This is a genomic window from Neolewinella aquimaris, from assembly GCF_014197245.1.
GTDB lineage: Bacteria > Bacteroidota > Bacteroidia > Chitinophagales > Saprospiraceae > Neolewinella > Neolewinella aquimaris.
The window spans coordinates 336,967-355,031 of sequence record NZ_JACIFF010000005.1 but is presented as its reverse complement, the minus strand read 5'-3'; the positions used below and the strand labels follow the sequence as shown (position 1 = coordinate 355,031).

Genomic DNA, 18,065 nt, shown 5'->3' with positions numbered 1-18,065 from the left:
GGAAATTTTGTGTTCTCTTTTGAAAGCAACCTTAGAAGTACAACATTATGCTCTTATTCTGGTGGTCGAGCGGAAGACCCTAAGCATTACGGCGGTAAGTGAACACTCCGCACAATTTTGCGGAACCCCACCCGAACAGCTTCTACGGAAAACGCTTCACGATGTTTTTACCTCCGATACCCTTACCGATCTGCGGGATTCGGTCCGGGAAGATGCACCTGGTATATTCGTCCTGAAGGATCTGGAGGGATGGCCGGAAGGTGAGTACCAGGCCATCGTATATGCCTTCGTCGACGAGCTCGTGATCGAAATAGAGCCACGGCGCTTCTGGCCGCACTCCGGTGACTACTCGGCGCGCCTCAACGATTTTACGGAAGAACTGGAAGCGATGCCCACGATCGATGCCATGCTCCAGGGTCTGGTCGACGGACTCACCTACCATCTGGGGTACGATCGGGCCGCTTTGGTCCAGTTCGACGAAAGTTTCAACGCGCCGGTTACCCACGAAAGTAATCCGGGTAATTTGCCTTCCATACTTGATGTTGTATTCAAGGACGAGGACATTCCCGCGGATACCCGCTACAACCAAGTAGTCGACCCCATCCATAACTTCGTGGATAGCGGGGATGAGTTGATCCGGGTCCAGGGGCACTACGGGCCGGGCGCCCGCGAAATCGTCCGCCGTATCATTGCCGCCCGGAAACCCAACATTCACAATATCCAATTTTTACGCGATCATGGGCTCAGGACCGTTGCTTACCTGGCGATCGTGATCGATGGAAAACTGTGGGGATCGATCTATGCGCACTGCACCAAGCCCCTGTACCTCGATTACCAGATGCGGGCCTTTATGCGGATCGTGGGTCGGGTAACCCAGCAAAAGCTCGCCTACCACACCTACTCCCGCACCCTGCGCCTGCGGCAGGCGGCCAATCAGGTCCGCGACCGGCTGCAGGATCATATCGTTCAGTCCGATAATCTGGCTCACGGCCTCACTACCGGAGGTACAACGCTACTGGACCTGATCAGTGGGACCCACGGAGCCGCCATCTGTTCCGACGAAGAGTTGACCCTACACGGCGTTGCTCCCAGCGAAGAGCAGGTCAATGCCGTCATGAAGTGGTTGAAGCAAAGCACGGGGGGAGAATCCGTCTGGCATACCGATCACCTCGGTGACCTGTGCGCTTCCGCCCGCGACTGTGCCGATGTAGCGGCGGGCATGTTGTTCCTTCCCCTTGACGTGGAGGCCAACCAGTGGATCATCTGGTTCAAGCCAGAGATCGTACAGACCGTAACCTACGGCAGTGCCCAGGACGATCGCTATCCCGGTGGCCGCCGCTACCAACGCAGCACCCAGACCTTACACGGCTACTCCCTGCCCTGGTCGGAAGACGACATTGGGACCGCACAGGCCATTCAGGCGTTTATTCAGGACGTGGTCATGAAACGCTATACCATCGCCCGAAAACGCAACGACCTCCTGCGGCAGGCGTACGAGGACCTGGAAGTGTTCAGCTATACGGTAGGTCACGACCTGCGCGCCCCGCTGCGGGGCATCTCCAGTTTCGCGGAAATCCTGGAGGAAGACTTCGCGGAAGCCCTGGGTGAAACGGGGATGTCGCACCTGAAGGTCATCCAGGACAACGCGGAGCGGATGCGGCTGTTCATGTCGGACTTACTGGCCCTCAGTCGCATCGACCGGGTCAACATCATCATTAACGAGCTTTCCGTTGCCACGCTGGTGGAGCGGGTGCTGGCCGACCGGATCACGTCAGAAGTGCGGAAGTTCGAGTGCATCGTGCAGCCGGACATGCCGCCCATTCACGGCGACCGCAACCACCTCGTCACCGTATTTACCAACCTGATCTCCAACGCGATCAAGTACAGCTCGCAAAAGGAGGCTCCCCGGATCGAAGTCGGCTTCACCGGCACGTACCGTCACGGTTGTCCGGTCTTTTTTGTTGCCGACAATGGTATCGGAATACCGGAGGATCAGTACGCGCGGGTCTTCGAACTCTTTACCCGCTCCTCCAACGCGGACGGTTTTCAGGGTACCGGCATCGGGCTGGCCCTGGTCAAGCGCATCATCAATTTTCACGAGGGAGATATCTGGATCGAAAGCGAGGTAGGCGTAGGCACCCGTTTTTACTTCTATACTTGCCTGGACTAGTCCGGCGGGTCCCTACGCCTTACTTCCTAAGCGAAGGTGAACTCAGCCAAATACTTCGCACCGGCCGCGGCACTCTTCAGCGGGGTCGAGTTCTCGTAGTCCTCCTGCTCCAGGATGTAGTATTCCATTCCCTGCTCCTCGGCTGCGGCCAGCACTTTCGGGAAGTCGATGGAGCCGGTGCCCAGGTCGACCGAGGCCTCGTGTTCCTCGGCGGTGGCTCCCTTCTTGCGGTCCTTTACGTGGCAGAGGGTCCATTTATTGGGGTACTTGTTGAGCCACTCGATGGGATCCGCGCCGCCGGTGACGACCCAGTAGATGTCCATCTCGTAGTCGACCGTATCATCGGTGTTGTCCATCAGGTACGCCTGGGGCACGATACCGTCCACCTCTTCAAAGCTGTAGGCGTGGTTGTGGTAAGCAAAGCGAATGCCGTGCTCGGCGCAGATCCGGCCGCATTCGTTGAATTTCTCGATCACGGCGTCCCAACCCGCCTTGCCGTCCTGGGGTCCGATGTAGGAACAGATCAGGTAATCCACGCCGATGGAGGCAACTTGTTCCGCCTTTTCCGCGAAGTTCTCGTTGATATTGCAGTGGGTGGAGACCATGGTGAGCCCGAGCTCGTCGAGGTAGTCCTTCCATTCCTGGGGTTCCATTCCCCAGAAGAGGCCCTGGTTGCCCTCGTAGCCCTCGATCTGGGTGTATCCCATATCCGCGATCTGCTTCAGCGTTCCCTTCGGGTCGGTAGGCATCATATCGCGCAGGGTGTAGAGCTGGATGCCGAAGGCGGTGAGATCGCCGGTGGCGGTCCTATCTTCCTCCTCCCGAATAGCTTCTCCTTCGGTGCGCGGTTCGCCGTTTCCGTCTCCGCAGGCCCATAGGGGGACGAGTGCGGCGGTGGCGGTAAATCCGCCGGCCAGGCGAAGAAATTTTCTTCTCGAATTGATCATAAACTAGTGGTGTACTGGTACGGGCAGTCAATGTAAAGAAAAGTTCGGGGATGATTCCTTACCTGATTGTCCGTACCAGTGTCACCCTAGCTAAGGGAGAGTTTCACCGCCCTACCCTAGTTCACCCGGATAAAGTCCTGAAGTACGACCGAGTAGCTATCCTTACCCGCCTCATAGGCGACGCGGTACTTCGTCGGATAGTAGCCCGGTTGCTGCCAGGCCTGGGGCTGCCGCACTTCCGCCGTCACGTCGGGCTTGCTCCGAAGAAACTCCGTGGTGATCATCGGTTCGAGAAAGGTGATCTGGCCCGCGTACTTACCGTAAATGAAAGTGTGGGTGAAGGTACCCTCCCCGCTAATCTCCGGAGACCGCAGGTCGATGACGTGAGCTCCCATGCCGGGGACGCCTCCGGGTGTTTCGAGGTAGTCGAGGGGTAAGTTCTCGGCCGGCAGCGGCTGATTGAATGCTAGGGAATCGTCCGGCCCGATCGCGTCGCGTTCCGCCTCGGTCATGAAGTAAAAGTGGACGTCAAAGTGGGGCTTGTCGTAGACGTGCGGGGGCTCGTGACCGTGCTCGTTCCAGTCGAGGGTGATGTGGTCGTAAGGGGGCAGACTTACCCCGGCGGGCAGGCGCAGAACGTATGAAGGGGGAGGAAAATGTCCCGTAGGTAGCCCGTTCAGGGCGGCGGCATCGAACTCTACGGCCAGACTCAGGGGCGTTCCCTGTAGGTCGGTCTGGACGACCGCGCGGGCCATTCCGTTGCCCATGGCTACTTCCGGGCCGGTGAATCGGGTCTGAACCACGGCGTCCTCCTTACAGGCCGGCAGCAGTACCAGCAGAAGAGCGAAAAGACAGCATACCTTTTTCATAGCGAATGTATTTAAAGAATCAAAGAATGGTGCAGCACTGCTCTGCTTACACGAAGCGGATGCCATAGCGTGCGCAGATACCGAAGACGGTCGGCATATCGGGCGGACCGGCCGGCAGGGCACCGATCTCCTCGAACATGGTCTCGATTCCGGAGGGGAAGGCGGTGAGGATCACGCGGGTTTTTCCCTCGCCGACGGTCTTCCAGCTGTGCGGAATGCCCCGGGGCCCGAAGGCCATATCGCCGGCATGTAGCACGGTCGTTTCTCCGCCGACGGTCACTTCCAGAGCCCCCTCGAGTACGCGGAATATCTCGTCTTCGTTATCGTGGACGTGCGGCGGAATCATCACCCCTGGATCGTTCGCCTCCTCGATCACGGTTACCTGTCCGGCCGTATCCTTTCCAGTCAGTTTGAAGGTCATTTGGTCGCCCAGCACATTGACCCGCTGTCCTTCGTCGCCGAGTACGATGCGGGGTTCGAGCTGGTCGGTATCCGCCGGTAAGGCGGGGGAGGCGGAGAGCGGACGGAAGGCCGTGACGGCGCCGGCCGCGGCGAGGGTGGTACGGAGAAAAGCAATACGTTTCATGGATGTGGAAATTTGGTGAAGTGTGCTATGCGTGGGATGCCAGGCTCCTACGCTCTTTCCAAATTTCCGCCGCACCCGCGCGCGCCGCCCCACACAAATGGGTGGTTTAGCGGTAAATGCGGGCGACAAGTTCGGCCCGGCCCGCCACGTCAAACTTGGCGTACAGATGCTTGACGTGGTACTTCAGGGTGTTCTGACTGATGAAGAGGCGCTCGCTGATGGCGCGGTACGACAGCCCCTCCACGAGCAGGCGGGCGATGCGTTTTTCCTGCTCGGTCAGGGGTTCGGGACAACCGCTGAGGTCAATGCCCCGGTTCTGACGCAACCGCTCGAAATTGCTCCAGGCTACGGCTAGGGTACTGAGGACCGTCTCGTCCTGGAAGGGCTTTACGAGGTAGCCGTAGGGGGCCTGTTGCATGGCCGCCTCCAGGGTTGCGGGATCGGAATAGGACGTCAGGAAGATGTAGGGGATGCGGTAGCGGTCGTGCAGCACCTCGGCGATCTCCAGTCCGTCCGGCCCCGTACCCAGGTTGATGTCGAGGATCACAAAATTGGGCTCGGCGGTGCGCAAGAGGTCATAGGCCTGCACCGAATCCTTGGCCGTGCCGACTACGGTGATGGCGTGACTCCGGAGCAGCGACCGCAGGTCGGTGCGGATAATGGGGTCGTCCTCTACAATCAGGACGCGCAGGGCTTCCAGGCTCATGCGGCGAGGGTGTATTCCTTGAGCAATATATCTACCGTAGTGCCCGGCCGGCTACTGACGCGCAGTTCCCCCTCGAGTTTGTCCACCAGGGCGGTAATAAGCTCGTAGCCGTAGCTGTCGCCGCGGGTTACCGACTGGGGGTCCGCAATGCCAATGCCGTCGTCGTCGACCACCACCCGGAGCCCGCCCTCCGCTTCCCGGATGCTTACCGTGATGCGGCCGCCGCCCGTGGGGAAGGCGTACTTGAGGGCGTTCGACATCAGTTCGTTCAGGATCAGGCCCAGGGGGATGAGGGTATCGACGTCCAGCACCAGTGCGTCGATGTCGGTAATTACCTCGATGCGTTCGGGGTAGATCCGGTAGGTCCGCAGCAGGTTTTGCAGCAGTTTGTCGAAGTACTCACGGATGTTGATGCCCGTCAGCCGGTCCCGGCCGTACAGGTTTTCGTGGATCAGGGCCATCGTCTGCACCCGACTGCGCCCTTCGTTGAGGGCCTGCCGGGCCACCTCGTCCCGGACGTGTCGCGACTGAATCCCCAACAGCGAGGAGATGACCTGGAGGTTGTTCTTCACCCGATGGTGAATCTCGCGCAGCAGGGTATCCTTTTCCCGCAGCGCCTGCTGAATTACCTGATGTTGTCCCCGTATACGGTTGCGCTGTCGCCACAGAAAGTAGCCCAGAATGGCCAGGAGGGCGAGACCGGTGAGCAGTACAATGATTATCCGCCGCTGGTTACCGAGGCGAGCAGTGGAGAGTTGCTCCCGCAGTTCCAGGTTGGCCACCTTCTGTTCGCTGAGTAGTTCACGCTGCCGGAAGTCGTTTTCGAGGCGTAGCGTGGTCAGGGCCTCGACATTTTCGGCGTTGAGGAGGCTGTCGCGGAGGTCGAAGGCGGCCTCGAGATGCGGCAGCGCTTGGGCGGGGGACTCCCCGGCGTAGCTTTCGTACAGCCCGTGGTGGGCATCGAAGGCCACCTGAGGATTGCCCATTTCTTCGGCCAGTTTTAGGGCCTGTCGGTAGTGGGTTCGGGCAATGGCCGTCCGTCCCAGTTGCTGGTTTGCGTGGCCCAGTCCGATGAGGCAAAAGGCCTCGTCGCGCGGGTTGTTTTCCCGGCGGGCCAGCTCGAATCCCCGCTGGTGGTGGTCCAGTGCGGCGGTATAATCTCCCCTGCCGTGCGCGATTTTCCCCAGGTTATTGAGAGTAGTGGCGATCTCGGCATCCAGTCCGATATCTTCCTTTACCACCAGGCTTTGCTGGAGGTAGATTTCGGCGGAATCCGGTCGGCCGCGATCGAGGTAAGCTACGCCGATGTTGTTGAGGGCGGTGGCTTCTCCGCGTCGGTTGCCGCTGGCCCGACTGGCTTGCAGGTAGGCGTCGTAGTGTTTCACGGCCTTGCCGTAGTCCTGCTGGGCGTGGTAGACCTGCCCCAGGTTGTTGTTGACGATGGAGACCGCCGCGGCGTGACCCAGCCCCTCGAAGAGGTTCAGGGCTTCGAGGTACACCCGCATGGCCGCGCGGTAGTCGCCCCTGGCGTAGTGGATGAGTCCGAGGCTGTTGCGTACCGTGCCCCGGGGGAAGCTGTCGGTGCCCATCTCAAACACTTCCAGCGCGCGTTCGTAGCAGTGAGCGGCGCTGTCGAGTTCGCCCCGTGCGCGGTGGGCAGTGCCGAGGTTGGCCAGGGCGCGGGCGTAGGCCTTGTCGTTCTCCTCCGGCGTGATGGTGGCCAGAATGCGGCGGTGGTAGTAGGCCACGGAGTCCATCATCCCCAGTCGCTGGTAGGCGGCGCCGTGGTAGTGGAGCCAGTCGGTGCGCTGTTTTGGTGTGGCGTGGGGAAGTATTGCTTCCACCTCGCGTAGTGCCTGCAGTGCCTCCCGGGGTTGTAGCACGAACAGGGTATCAACGGCCGCTAGGGTACGGCGCAGGCGGGCGGTATCCTGGGCAAGTAGGGCGGGGGCGCAGGTGCAGAGCAACAGTAGCAAAAGCAGGCCCCACCGGTAGCCACCACGGGGCAGTGATGGCCGGATGATCCTTGGGGTCGCGATGAGTGTTTGCGGGTGTTGCGCTGACATCCTGCCGGAAGTTAGCAAAATTAACTCATGCCCTTCGGCAGCCACGGGGGACAATTTGGCTTACGGGGATAAACTTAAGTGTGCACGCCCGGTTTGCCCCAGTATGCATCCCAGATCCTTCTCCCACATTGGCATTACGGTTCCGAATCTTCACCAGGCCGTTGAGTTTTATCACGACGTAATGGGCTGGTACGTCATCATGCCCCCGTCGACGGTCAAAAAGGAAAGCGACACGGCCATCGGCCAGATGTGCATCGACGTGTTCGGCGACGACTGGGAGACCTTCGAGATCGCCCACCTATCCACCTCCGACGGCATCGGCATCGAGCTGTTTTCCTTTCCCCAAACCGAGGACCGCAAACCCGAGTTTAATCCGTTCGCAACGGGCCTGTTCCACTTCTGCGTCCAGGATCCCGACATCGAGGCATTAGTAGAGAAAATCGTCGCCCACGGCGGGAAACAGCGCATGCCCATCCGTGAGTACTATCCCGGCGAAAAGCCCTACAAGATGGTGTACGTAGAGGACCCCTTTGGCGTGGTCTTCGAGATCTATACCCACAGCTACGAACTTACGTATTCTTCGGGGGCGTATCAGGGGTAGGTCGCGTGGCCTCTGGTCCGAGACAATTTTTTCCACCACAGATTGCCTACGGCAGACACGGATTCGCTGCGCTCGATCACAGATTCGCACGGATTTTTAGGACCTGCGGTCCGATTTGCGGATATAGGTCGAGGCGTTACACGCCGAGGGCAGTGGAGTAAAAAGATTGAGTGACCTCCAGCATGAGCTGCTCGCACTGTAATAGCCACGGACGCCGAACGAATACTTGGCACTTCACGGGAGGCGAAGCAAATTTAAAATTTTACATTCTCAATTTTACATGCTGTCAAGCGGCCTATGGCCGAGAGGCTTACCCCAAAATAGCCACAGACGCCGAACGGATACTTGACGCTTCACGGGTGGCGAAGCAAATTTCAAATTTTACATTCCCAATTTTACATGCTTTCGAGCGGCCTCAGGTCCGAGACACTTCACCACGGATAGCCATTGATTTCCACGGATTAAGCTACTCGGCGGACGAGCTTAGGCTCGGCCGACGAGAGGCCGACGAGGGCGGACGAGCTACTTCGGCAAGTTTCGCTGAAACTGCTGGAAGGGGGCCAGTTCGGCGGTGTTGGTGTCGCAGTTTTTATCAATGGCGCGCTGGTTTATTTCCTGTACGCGGTCGTCGGGGTTGGGGTGGGTGCTGAGGAAGGCGGGCGGATTGATGCTGTCCTGGATCATTTCGAAGAAGCCGGCGGCTCCGTTGGCGGCGTAGTCGGTTTCACAGAGGTAGTCGACGGAGCGGTCGTCTGCTTCGGATTCGTCGCTGCGACTGAACTGGAGGGTGAGCAGTCCGCTGGCAATTTGGCTCAGTAGGCCGGGGTCGCCGCCGGAGATGAGGCTCAGTAGGGTGGAGATGCCGTACTGCTTGGTGAGCTGATCCGTCGAATGGCGCTCGGCGGAGTGGGCGATCTCGTGGGCCATGACGCCGGCCAGTTGGTCGCCGGTCTCGAGGCGTTGTACTAAGCCCGTATATACGTACAGGAAGCCGCCGGGGGTAGCGAAGGCATTTTCCACGTCCTTATTGATGATCGCCACCTCGTAGGGGAAAAGGTCGGCGTAGGGGACATTTCCCTGGCTCACGATCTCGTCGACCATCCCCTGGAGGTAGGCGTAAGCTTGGGGATAATCCTGGGGATCGAGGATGGGAAATTCTTGCGGCTCGCTGCGGATCTGCTGGTCGGTCTGTTGCCCGAGTTCGAGATCCTGCTGGGTGGAGAAGACGTTGAAATCACCGTCTTCGGAGCAGGCGGTAAAGTACAGGGGGAGGCAGAGTAAAAAGATACGGACGGCGGTGGATTTCACGGGGGGTGCTTTATTACTGAAACGGTCGTAAGGGGTAACCGTGTTCGGCAAAATATCTCGGCGGGGCACCCAATTTCCCGACATATAAAAATAGAAGAATACCAAGTTGCCTTGCTCCTGCGCGCCGCCGCCCGTACCCCACTAAAGTGCTTTAGCTCGCCGGCTAGCTCTATCTTGTTGGGGAAACACCATACCGCATGCACACTCCCATCAACGTTGGCCTACTGGGCTTCGGCCTGTCCGGCCGGTATCTTCAATCCCCCTTCTACCGCGCGCACCCGGGATTTAGGGTTACCCGCGTAGTGACCAGTCGGGCCGATGAACTGGCGGAGGAATTTCCCGGCCTGGAGCCCACCGACCGGGCGGAAACCGTGATGAATGACCCGGACATCGATCTGGTCAGCATCGCCACGCCCAATGCTACCCACTACGAGCTGGCCCGCGCGGCCCTGGAGGCGGGAAAGCACGTGCTGGTCGATAAGCCGGCCTGCGCTACGGCCGCCCAATTGCGTGAACTGCGGGACCTGGCTAGCCGTAAAAAATTGTCTCTTTCCGTTTTTCAGAACCGGCGGTGGGACAGCGACTTTCGTACCGTCCGCCAGCTCCTCGACGGTGAGGCGCTGGGTGAGCTCATCAACTACGAGGCCCGCTACGACCGCTGGAAACCCGAACCGAACGCCAAGCCGTGGAAGGAAAAACCCGGTCCGGGAGCCGGTATGCTCTACGATCTGGGTGCCCACATTCTGGACCAGGCCATTTGCCTCTTCGGCCGACCCGAGGACGTAAGCGGAAGCACGTGGATTCAACGGCCCGGCTCCGATATTCCCGACGCCTTCGATATGCAGCTCACGTACGCCTCCCCGCTGCGCGTCAGCCTGTCCTGCAGCCTGTTGGTGCGTGAACCGACGCCGCGTTATACCCTCCACGGCCGCCGGGGCAGTTACGTGAAGTACGGCATCGATATACAGGAGGATCAATTGAGGGCGGGGATGGAGCCGGGTGATGCCGGTTTCGGCACCGAACCACCTGAGCAGCGTGGCATCTTGCATACCGATATCGGGGGATTACCCTTCCGGGGGCCGGTCACGACCCGCGACGGTCAGTGGATGGAGCTATTCGAACGCATGTATGCGACAATTGCCAAAGGTGCGGATGCGGCGGTTCCGCTGGATGACGTCATCGCGCAACTGGAGATAATAGAGTCGGTAAACACAGGCAATTGATCGGGTATGCGGAGAACAACTTAGTGTCCTAAACCAACTTCCCCTCCTTCCCCAGTTCCTGCCGCAAAACATTCAGCACCATCTCCTGATTGACGTGGCGCCCGCCGCTGGCCAGGAGCCGTAGGCAACTCTTCTGCACGACGTTGTTGATGGTGGCTCCGGTGATCTCGTAGTCGTCCGCCAGGGAGGCGGGGTCGCAGCCGTCGGCAAAGGTAAGGCGGTCAACAGGCCAGGCATTCTCCCACAGCCGCTGGCGTTCGTCGCGGGAGGGGAGCAGGAAGGGGATGACGGATTGGAAGCGGCGCATGAAGGCTTCGTCGATGTTGCTCTTGAAATTGGAAGCCAGGATGACCAGCCCGTCAAACGCCTCCACCCGCTGCAGCAGGTAGCTGACTTCCTGGTTGGCGTGGCGGTCGTGGGCGTCCTTGGTGGCGGTACGCTTGCCGAAGAGGGCGTCGGCCTCGTCGAAGAAGAGGATCCAGTTCTTGTTTTCGGCCTTGGCGAAGAGGGCGGCCAGGTTTTTCTCGGTTTCCCCGATGTACTTAGACACGACCATTGAAAGGTCGACGCGGTAAACGTCCCGCCCCGTGCGCTTACCGAGAAGGCTGGCCGTGAGGGTTTTTCCGGTACCCGGCGGACCGTGAAAGAGTGTCCGGTAGCCCGGTTTAAGGCGTTTTTTCATCCCCCAGTCGCCGAGGAGGGTGTCGCCGTGCTCGATCCAGGCAAGTATTTCGGCCAGCTGGTCGTGGGTACGGGGGGAGAGAACGAGGTCGTCCCAGTCCATGCCCGTCGTCAGTCGCTCGGCGGGGAAGCGGGTGCTGAAGTGGGGCTTGGCTTCGTGTCCGGTGAGCACCTTTTCCACGGCATCGGGATCGGGCAGAAGCTTCCCGGCCAGGCGGGGTTCGGCGGGGGGTACCTCGGCCAGAAGGAGAATGCGGCGCTCGGCCAGGAAGTGATCGCCGCTGAACAGCGTACGCGCTTCGGCCCGCCAGTCGGCACGGTCGCCCGCAAGAACGAAGAGTACGGTCTCCCCGGTCGGCAGAATACCGCGGTAATGTTCGCCCTTGGCACCGCCCAGCCGGGGGAAGTCGCCGGCCTCGGTGAGCTGTTCGCGCAAGAGGCGGTCGAGCAAGTCGGGCGCGGCGTGGGGCAGCAGGGCGAGGAGCCAGGCCACCCGCGCCTCATCCGTCCACGGGGCATTGGGAAAGGGGTAAAGTTCCCTGAGCTTACTGCTTTCGCGGAGGAGGTCGCGGCGTTCCCCCTCGTCTTCGGAATCGGAAAGCTGGAAGAGGATGAGGTTGCGCAGTAGCGTCGAGGTAGCGTGCGTTTGGGCGGCGGTCATTATGGGTGGATCATTTTTCGGGAGCTTCGATACTCACCGCCGGGATGCACTCGACGGCAGTCACCTTCCCCCCCGGCGAAAAGTGCAGTTGCAACCGCCGGAATGGCCGCCCCTCACGAAGTAAGTCATAGTTCAGATCGGTATCGACCGGCACGAGTACAAAGGATCCTCCGGGATAGAGGCTGGCATACATTTCTGCCAGTTCACGTCCCAGGTCCACACGCTCTTGGGGCGTTGGCTGCAGGCCGACAAACAGCGCGGTGAACTCCGGCGAATCATTTCGATAAAGGGGGGACCATAGCACCACGGGTTGTCCGCCTTCCGGTTGAGCAACGATCACCTCCACTTTATAGTAGTTCTCGAAACTGGTAGTCATCTTCGTCCGGTAGAAGGAAAGTTGCGGCAGTACGGTCGGTAGCGTATGCAGTCCACTCAGGGGGATCAGGGAGTCGGCGGGGTCGTATATCACCCGATCCTCCTTGAGTCGGTCTCTGGAAAATCGTTGGGCGAGCAGCGCCTGGGTCGTAGATAGTGATGTCATGGCGGAAACTCGATTGGAAGGCACGGTCTGGCCGGCACAGCTGGGACACATAAGTATACAAATAAGTAGGGCCAGGCATGGGACCCCGTAGCCTGTGTTTGTCATGGGTCCATGCTTAATCCTACCGTCAGCCGGTAGGTGGTACCGTCGTGGACGACCGACAGGGAATCGGCATTGAAGGGATGCCTCCAGACCAGGGTACCGATGAAATCGTCGGACCAGAAGCCGCCGTCTTTTATGATGCCGATGGTAATGTTTGCGCCGGTAGGGACCAGATTTCCCAGTCGTTCACTGTGAAACAGGGGAGAACCCAGACCGGCCCCGCGCGAAGTGGTCGTTACCGCGGCCCCGGTGGCCGATCGCAGCTCCAGGTGGAGTTGCTCCGTGCTGGCCGAGGTAGAGGTGAGCCTCAGGCTGACCCGGTTGTAGCGAATGGTGCCCGGGGCCGCCGCGGACGGGGCGTTGGGGATGTATTCGATTTCGTAGGGTACCGGGTCACCACCGGAATCGTCCCGGCGAATTATCTGTTGGTTGCCGGCATCGTCCGTGTATTCGCCCTGGTGGATACCGGCGTAGTTGCCGGCCACGTCGGTCTGGTTGCTCCTGACCTGGGAGACGATCCTGCCCGGGACTCCTAAATCACGCCGGTACTGCTGCTGGGTTCCTCCGGCGGCCAGCGGCTCGGCGTGGGCTGGTCCGAATCCGCCACCGGCTACTGCTGCGTGGCGGCGCTCCGTCAGCCAGTGGGTCATCATTTCCCCCTGCGTGCTCGCCCACTCGTAGCCCGGCCGGGGGGTATCGTCGATGTATGCGTTGTCCCGTAAGTCCACGGCGTTGGTCGCGAAACTGTCGATCCAGGAAGCGTTATCGCGCCCGGCATTGATGGTCACGGGATTGGCGGCATCGGCGGTAATTTCCAGGATCAGGTTGCGGAAGGTCTGGGAGCGCTGCATCTGCCTGCCGATCAGGCCGATCATTTCGGCGACGTCGGCCGGATTACCGTTGATCCGGATCCCTCCGGTGCTGTTGTTGATGTGATTCCACGCGGTCTGCAGTCGTTGGAATTCCGCTTCGTACAGATCGTTGCCGCCCGCGGTGATGCCGGTAGCTGAATTGGGATAGACGTTGTAGACGCCAAAGGGCGTGCGTTCCTGGCGTGAATCGGCATTGGCCAGGCCAACGACACCGGCCGCCGGAATGGGGGAAATCAATCGACGGTGTACAAATCCGTTAACCACCCTGCCATTGATTGTCGTGCTTACCGCTAACCAATTGTTCGTATTGCCGGTCACCGTTACCCGGGTGTTCCGGTTGAGGCTGGCGATCCAATTACCGGGCCCGTTGGCGGGGGTACTGCGTAGTGCGGCATTCCACCGGGTGTCGATCACCCCTTCCCAGGGAAACGCGACCGCCTGCCGCTGTACCGCCGTTCCGGAATGGTGGTTCTTGACTGGCGCGGTCGCCCTCCCACCCTGCTGCACCGTATGCGTCAGTTCGTGCGCCAGTAACCGCTGGCCGGCGGCGGTATCGGGGTTGTACTCGCCCGACCGGAAGTACACGTCCTGCCCCCGGGCAAATGCCCGTGCTCCCAGTTCCCGGTTCATCTCGTCGGCCGCGGCGTCGGTGTGGATACTGACGTTGGAAAAATCGCGGCCGAAACCGGTTTCCATTTTGTCCCTGACCCCGCCGCTCAATTCCCTGCCCTTGCCCGACCGCTGCCGTAGGCGACTTGCTAATTGGTCACTAGCGGATCCCCCTGCACCCGGGCTACGCTTAGCCAGTAGGGGCGGTTCTTCTTCCTCCTCGTCGGTGGTCTGCTGCTGGAGGGGTTCTTCCTCTTCCTCACCCATTTGCTGAATCGGCTCTTCCTCCTCAACGGTTGGTTCTCTTTGCACCTGCGCCCCCGCCTCCTCTTCCCGCTTTTCCTGTACGGCGCGGTCTTCCTCCATGCGGCTGTCCGGCATCGCCTGGATCTTGGGGCTTTTGCCCTCGTCACTGGAGCTGCTCACGACCCGGTTGGCTACGGCGTCGGCCTCGCGCTCGTACTTATCGTCCGGGGCACCAACGGTCAGCTTGGCCTGTACGGGAGCGGCCGGAGCAAGGGGCTGAAAGAATGGCCGTTCGCTTTCCCGGCTTTCGGGGCGGGGAATGCGGTGGCGGCGGGTCTTGCGGGTGGATTTGAAGGACATGACGTAATACTTGTAAGGTTAATGATCCGGAGTCCTCAGTGCGTTTCACGGTTAACGAAGTTGATGAGATCGACGAAGTCGAAGCGGTGGGGCTCCCGGCCGAGGGTGGGTCGCCAGCGGGGGTAGCGCTTGAGGTAGCTCTCGTCGTCGTGCCGCAGAATGGTCAGGAAGCACTCGCCGAGGATGGTGCCGCCCACGGGGCCCAAATACTCCCCGTCGTTGCCCAGCTCCGCCGCCTCGTGCAGGATGTAGTACCAGAGCGGGGTGCCGGGCGTACACAGTTTTTGCGTAAGCGGTACGGTGAGCGGATCGAAACCGAGGCGCATGGCCACCGCCTCCCCACTCGGCAGCCCGTAGCCCACCCCGCGGCGGATGTTGCGGAAGGGCAGCGACTGCTCGCGCCGGTCGTCGGTCTTGATGAAGGGCAGGCGGTGGAAGGAGCGGCCGATCATGGTGTCGAGCCGGCGGGCGTACTGCACGCGACCGTCGCCGAAGTCGAAGAGGTAGCGCCAGTCGACGAACTCCTTCATGGCGGTGAAAAAGCCGAGCTCCATCAGTTTTTTTTCAGTGGTGTCGTTGATGCGGTTTTCGTCCCTGGTCTGGCTGTGTCCTGTCCGGAAGGCGGCTCCGGTAAATTCCAGCGGCAGCGGGCCCGGCCAGGGGTAAAAGCGGGCGGGTTCGCGCAGTAGACGGCTGTGCAGACTGGGGTCGAGCATCTTGCCCAGGAATTCGTAGACGATCAGCCAGTGGTAGTACCAGATCACCTGGCGGCGGGCAATTTCGAAGGCTTTTTGCGGTCCGCCGGTAGCGCGCACGTGGTCCACCATGCGGTTGTGAAACTCGATGAACAGCACGTGCATGCGGGAGACTAGGATGTTCTCGTCGTTGCGGCTGTCACCGATGATGGCCTTGTGCTGGGCGTTGCGCTGCAGGTCGTGCCAGTGGTGGGTGCCGTCGCTGTATTTCTCGCCGAGAAGCAGCTTGTCGGTGTCCTTCGCGTCGTAGTAAAAGTCCTGGGTTTTCTGGCCGTAGAGGCAGTCGAGATCCAGGTTGATTGTGCGATCGTTGGCGATGTTGGCCAGGCGGTTGCCGGCGCGTAGGCGGCTGTTGGCGTCCAGAGTGATGTCGTGGGCCAGAAACTGGCTGAAGATGGCCACCCCGTTGGTGATGGTGGTGGAGTCCGAGCTGTCGAGCTTGCCCCAGTCCATCATTTTCTGGGCGTAGGCCCAGCAGTCCGCATCCGACAACTCGAGCGCTTCCAGCTCGGGAAAGAGGCGGGTAAAGTGATCCTTTTGGTGGGACTGAAAGTGCGGATTCTGTTGGGACTGCATGCTAACTAATTTGGGCGGGGACGCGGGTGCGGAAAAATCTGGTAAAAGCAGAGTCTATTGGCTACGGCACCCCCTCCGGCACCCCCGTTCTGATCCGTTTCTCCACATCGTAGGCCAGGGAGAGGTGGTCTTCCGCTCCGTTGGCGGCGGGGGCGTGGGTGAAGATGTCGTGGCCGGCCTCCTGAGCCTCGGCCAGGGCGATGTTGGTGCGGATGGTGGTCGGAAAAAGCCAGCCGGGGTAGGCGGTCTCCAGCTGGGTGCGCGACCGCAGGTGGAGGTTCTTGCGCCCGTCGTAGCGGGAAAGGACGATTCCGAGTACGCGTAGGTCCGGATTCAGCGTCCGCTGTAGCCTGCGGTGGTGGCGGTAGTAGCTCTCCAGCCCCTTCACCGGCAGGTACTCGGCCTGCAGGGGCAGGATGACGAAGTCGCTGGCCACCAGGGCATTGACCGTCAGCATTCCGACGGCGGGTGGGCAATCAATTAGTATGTAGTCGTACTCCTCGACCAAGGGTTGCAGCAGCCGCTTGACGATGTGTTCGCGCCCGTAGGTGGCCACGAGTTCCAGTTCGGCGTCGGCGAGCTCCAGTCCGGCGGGCACGAGTGCCTGGCCACTGTCCGTGACGGTGACGATGCTCCGGATATCGGCCCGCTCCCCGTTCATCTCTCGGTGCAGGAGGTGGTAGATGTTGGGTCGTTCCTCGTCGCGTATCCCCAGGGAGTGCGTCAGGTTGGCCTGGGGGTCCAGGTCGACGAGCAGCACTGATCGCCCCAGTCGGCGCAGCGCGGCAGCGAGGTTGAGGGCGGTGGTGGTCTTGCCGGAACCGCCCTTCTGGATGGCGAGGGAGATGGTGGGCACGGTGCTCAGACTTTTTCCAGGTGGTCGGCGTGCACGAATCCGTTCTGCACGTGGCGTTCGTCGAGGCTGATGGAGAGCCACTTCGTTGCCGTGCCGTTTTGGTAGGCGAACGAGCGGCCGTAAACGAGTTGACCGTGCTGCAGTACCCCATTTATATCGGTGTCGCTGCCCGGCCCCCGGCGGACGTTGAGCGTCTCACCCGGCGTGTTGACGCGGTACAGGTGACGTTCCTTCCAACCCCGGTCGGGTACCAGATCATAAAGGCTCGCCATGGGGAAGGCCGGTCCCGGGTCTACCTTTCGACCGATGGCGATCTCGTCGTGGCCGACCACGTCGACGATCGTCGGGTAGATTTCGATCAGCGACCGGCAGATCTCGCGACAGGCAGCCACCTGGGTATTCGGGAAGCGTTCCCAGTACCGTTCGGAGCCGCCGTTGGGGTGGTAGCCCCTCACGACCTGATCGGCGGTTAGCGGATCCCCGATCCGCTGCCCAACTTCGTACTCCAACCAGTAGCGGTCGCCGTACTTATTGACCGCCCCCCGATTGGCCATGCTGATCCCAATGGCGTGGGCATTTACGTCCTCGGAAATGTCGCGGTAATTGCTTCGCCCGGCGTGCCAGGCCTTTCTGTTGAAGGGCACACACTGGGTGCTGCTGCCGTCGCGGTCGATGAGCATGTGGTAGCTCAGGTTGCTGTTCCGCAGGTGGTTCAGGCTGCCGGCCAGGGTAGCGCCCGCGTCGTAGTGCAGGACGATGTAGCGCGGGGTGACGGCCTGGCTGCCGTGCCGGAGGGGGAACTGGCGGGCGGGGGTGAGGAGGTGGTTGGTGATGGTAAACATGGGTGAATCTTTTAATGGATTAGGCTGCTTGCCGGAGCTTGTCCAGAAAGGAGTCAAAATCGGGGGCGATAAAGTATAGGTTTTCGTATTCCGTCAGTTCCTTCTTCTTCTCCTGTGATTCGTGTTCGTGATCCCAGAAGTATACTCCACCTCCGTGTCGGGTCAAAATCAGGAAGTAATTGCCTCCCGGATCACTCGCGCACGGAACCGCACCGGCTGGAAAGAGGTCACCCTTGTTTTCAAGGATCTGTTCGATTCCGTACGCTTCCCCGCTAAGATAGTAGACCTGAAATCGCGCCAGGATCACTTCTTCCCAGTGATCCTGGTTCAAATCAAGTACGAGGTCGTCTTCCGGGGTACCGCCGTTGTGCTTAAGTAGGAAGTCTACGTATGCTTTAGGTAATCGGCAATTTAGCCGGGAGGCCAACTGGTCGACAGCAGACTTGTCTAGTTTTGGGCCACTATTTTTGATTTTCATTTTACGTGCT

The 18,065-nt window shown here is 60.4% G+C and carries 16 protein-coding genes; 3 read left to right on the top strand and 13 right to left on the bottom strand.

Annotated features, from left to right (window positions below):
- Window positions 1-19 precede the first annotated feature (19 nt).
- On the top strand, window positions 20-2,170 hold the full coding sequence (locus tag GGR28_RS11620; RefSeq protein ID WP_183495954.1) for a sensor histidine kinase: 2,151 nt from the start codon (window positions 20-22) through the stop codon (window positions 2,168-2,170).
- A gap of 26 nt (window positions 2,171-2,196) precedes the next feature.
- Here the strand turns inward: GGR28_RS11620 and GGR28_RS11615 are convergent, their stop codons facing one another.
- The 5 genes from GGR28_RS11615 to GGR28_RS11595 form a co-directional block, all read right to left on the bottom strand.
- A complete protein-coding gene (locus GGR28_RS11615) occupies window positions 2,197-3,117 on the bottom strand; it encodes a sugar phosphate isomerase/epimerase family protein (protein WP_183495953.1) in 921 nt (306 codons plus the stop codon).
- A 116-nt stretch (window positions 3,118-3,233) separates the two neighbouring features.
- Window positions 3,234-3,986 carry a DUF5602 domain-containing protein gene (locus GGR28_RS11610; protein WP_183495952.1) on the bottom strand — a complete coding sequence of 251 codons (753 nt, stop codon included), beginning with the start codon at window positions 3,984-3,986 and terminating at the stop codon, window positions 3,234-3,236.
- A 46-nt stretch (window positions 3,987-4,032) separates the two neighbouring features.
- Complete coding sequence (locus GGR28_RS11605; RefSeq protein WP_183495951.1) at window positions 4,033-4,572, bottom strand: cupin domain-containing protein; 540 nt, start codon at window positions 4,570-4,572, stop codon at window positions 4,033-4,035.
- Between the two features lie 106 nt (window positions 4,573-4,678).
- Complete coding sequence (locus GGR28_RS11600) at window positions 4,679-5,278, bottom strand: response regulator transcription factor (protein WP_183495950.1); 600 nt, start codon at window positions 5,276-5,278, stop codon at window positions 4,679-4,681.
- Window positions 5,275-7,344, bottom strand: coding sequence for a tetratricopeptide repeat protein (locus tag GGR28_RS11595; RefSeq protein WP_183495949.1), 2,070 nt, complete (start codon window positions 7,342-7,344; stop codon window positions 5,275-5,277). Before GGR28_RS11595 ends, GGR28_RS11600 begins: the two co-directional genes overlap by 4 nt.
- 103 nt (window positions 7,345-7,447) lie before the next feature.
- On the opposite strand from GGR28_RS11595, the gene GGR28_RS11590 reads away from it, so the two are divergent.
- Entirely contained in the window at window positions 7,448-7,945 is a 498-nt protein-coding gene (locus GGR28_RS11590; protein WP_183495948.1) for a lactoylglutathione lyase family protein, read from the top strand.
- 522 nt (window positions 7,946-8,467) lie between these two features.
- Here GGR28_RS11590 and GGR28_RS11585 read toward each other — a convergent pair.
- Complete coding sequence (locus GGR28_RS11585; RefSeq protein WP_183495947.1) at window positions 8,468-9,253, bottom strand: M48 family metallopeptidase; 786 nt, start codon at window positions 9,251-9,253, stop codon at window positions 8,468-8,470.
- A gap of 197 nt (window positions 9,254-9,450) precedes the next feature.
- Here GGR28_RS11585 and GGR28_RS11580 point away from each other — a divergent pair, with 197 nt between their 5' ends.
- A complete protein-coding gene (locus GGR28_RS11580) occupies window positions 9,451-10,476 on the top strand; it encodes a Gfo/Idh/MocA family protein (RefSeq protein ID WP_183495946.1) in 1,026 nt (341 codons plus the stop codon).
- Between the two features lie 28 nt (window positions 10,477-10,504).
- Here GGR28_RS11580 and GGR28_RS11575 read toward each other — a convergent pair whose 3' ends face one another.
- The 7 genes from GGR28_RS11575 to GGR28_RS11545 form a co-directional block, all read right to left on the bottom strand.
- Complete coding sequence (locus GGR28_RS11575; RefSeq protein WP_183495945.1) at window positions 10,505-11,818, bottom strand: ATP-binding protein; 1,314 nt, start codon at window positions 11,816-11,818, stop codon at window positions 10,505-10,507.
- A gap of 10 nt (window positions 11,819-11,828) precedes the next feature.
- Window positions 11,829-12,359, bottom strand: a complete 531-nt coding sequence (locus tag GGR28_RS11570) for a hypothetical protein (protein ID WP_183495944.1) — start codon at window positions 12,357-12,359, stop codon at window positions 11,829-11,831.
- 101 nt (window positions 12,360-12,460) lie between these two features.
- On the bottom strand, window positions 12,461-14,548 hold the full coding sequence (locus GGR28_RS11565) for an eCIS core domain-containing protein (RefSeq protein WP_183495943.1): 2,088 nt from the start codon (window positions 14,546-14,548) through the stop codon (window positions 12,461-12,463).
- 35 nt (window positions 14,549-14,583) lie between these two features.
- Window positions 14,584-15,879: a peroxidase family protein gene (locus GGR28_RS11560; RefSeq protein ID WP_183495942.1), complete on the bottom strand. Its 1,296-nt coding sequence runs from the start codon at window positions 15,877-15,879 to the stop codon at window positions 14,584-14,586.
- Window positions 15,880-15,940: 61 nt separating this feature from the next.
- Window positions 15,941-16,735 (bottom strand): ParA family protein, encoded by a 795-nt coding sequence (locus GGR28_RS11555; RefSeq protein ID WP_183495941.1) that lies wholly within the window; start codon window positions 16,733-16,735, stop codon window positions 15,941-15,943.
- Between the two features lie 5 nt (window positions 16,736-16,740).
- A complete protein-coding gene (locus GGR28_RS11550; protein ID WP_183495940.1) occupies window positions 16,741-17,577 on the bottom strand; it encodes an N-acetylmuramoyl-L-alanine amidase in 837 nt (278 codons plus the stop codon).
- A 19-nt stretch (window positions 17,578-17,596) separates the two neighbouring features.
- On the bottom strand, window positions 17,597-18,055 hold the full coding sequence (locus GGR28_RS11545; protein WP_183495939.1) for an SMI1/KNR4 family protein: 459 nt from the start codon (window positions 18,053-18,055) through the stop codon (window positions 17,597-17,599).
- Between the last annotated feature and the right edge of the window lie 10 nt (window positions 18,056-18,065).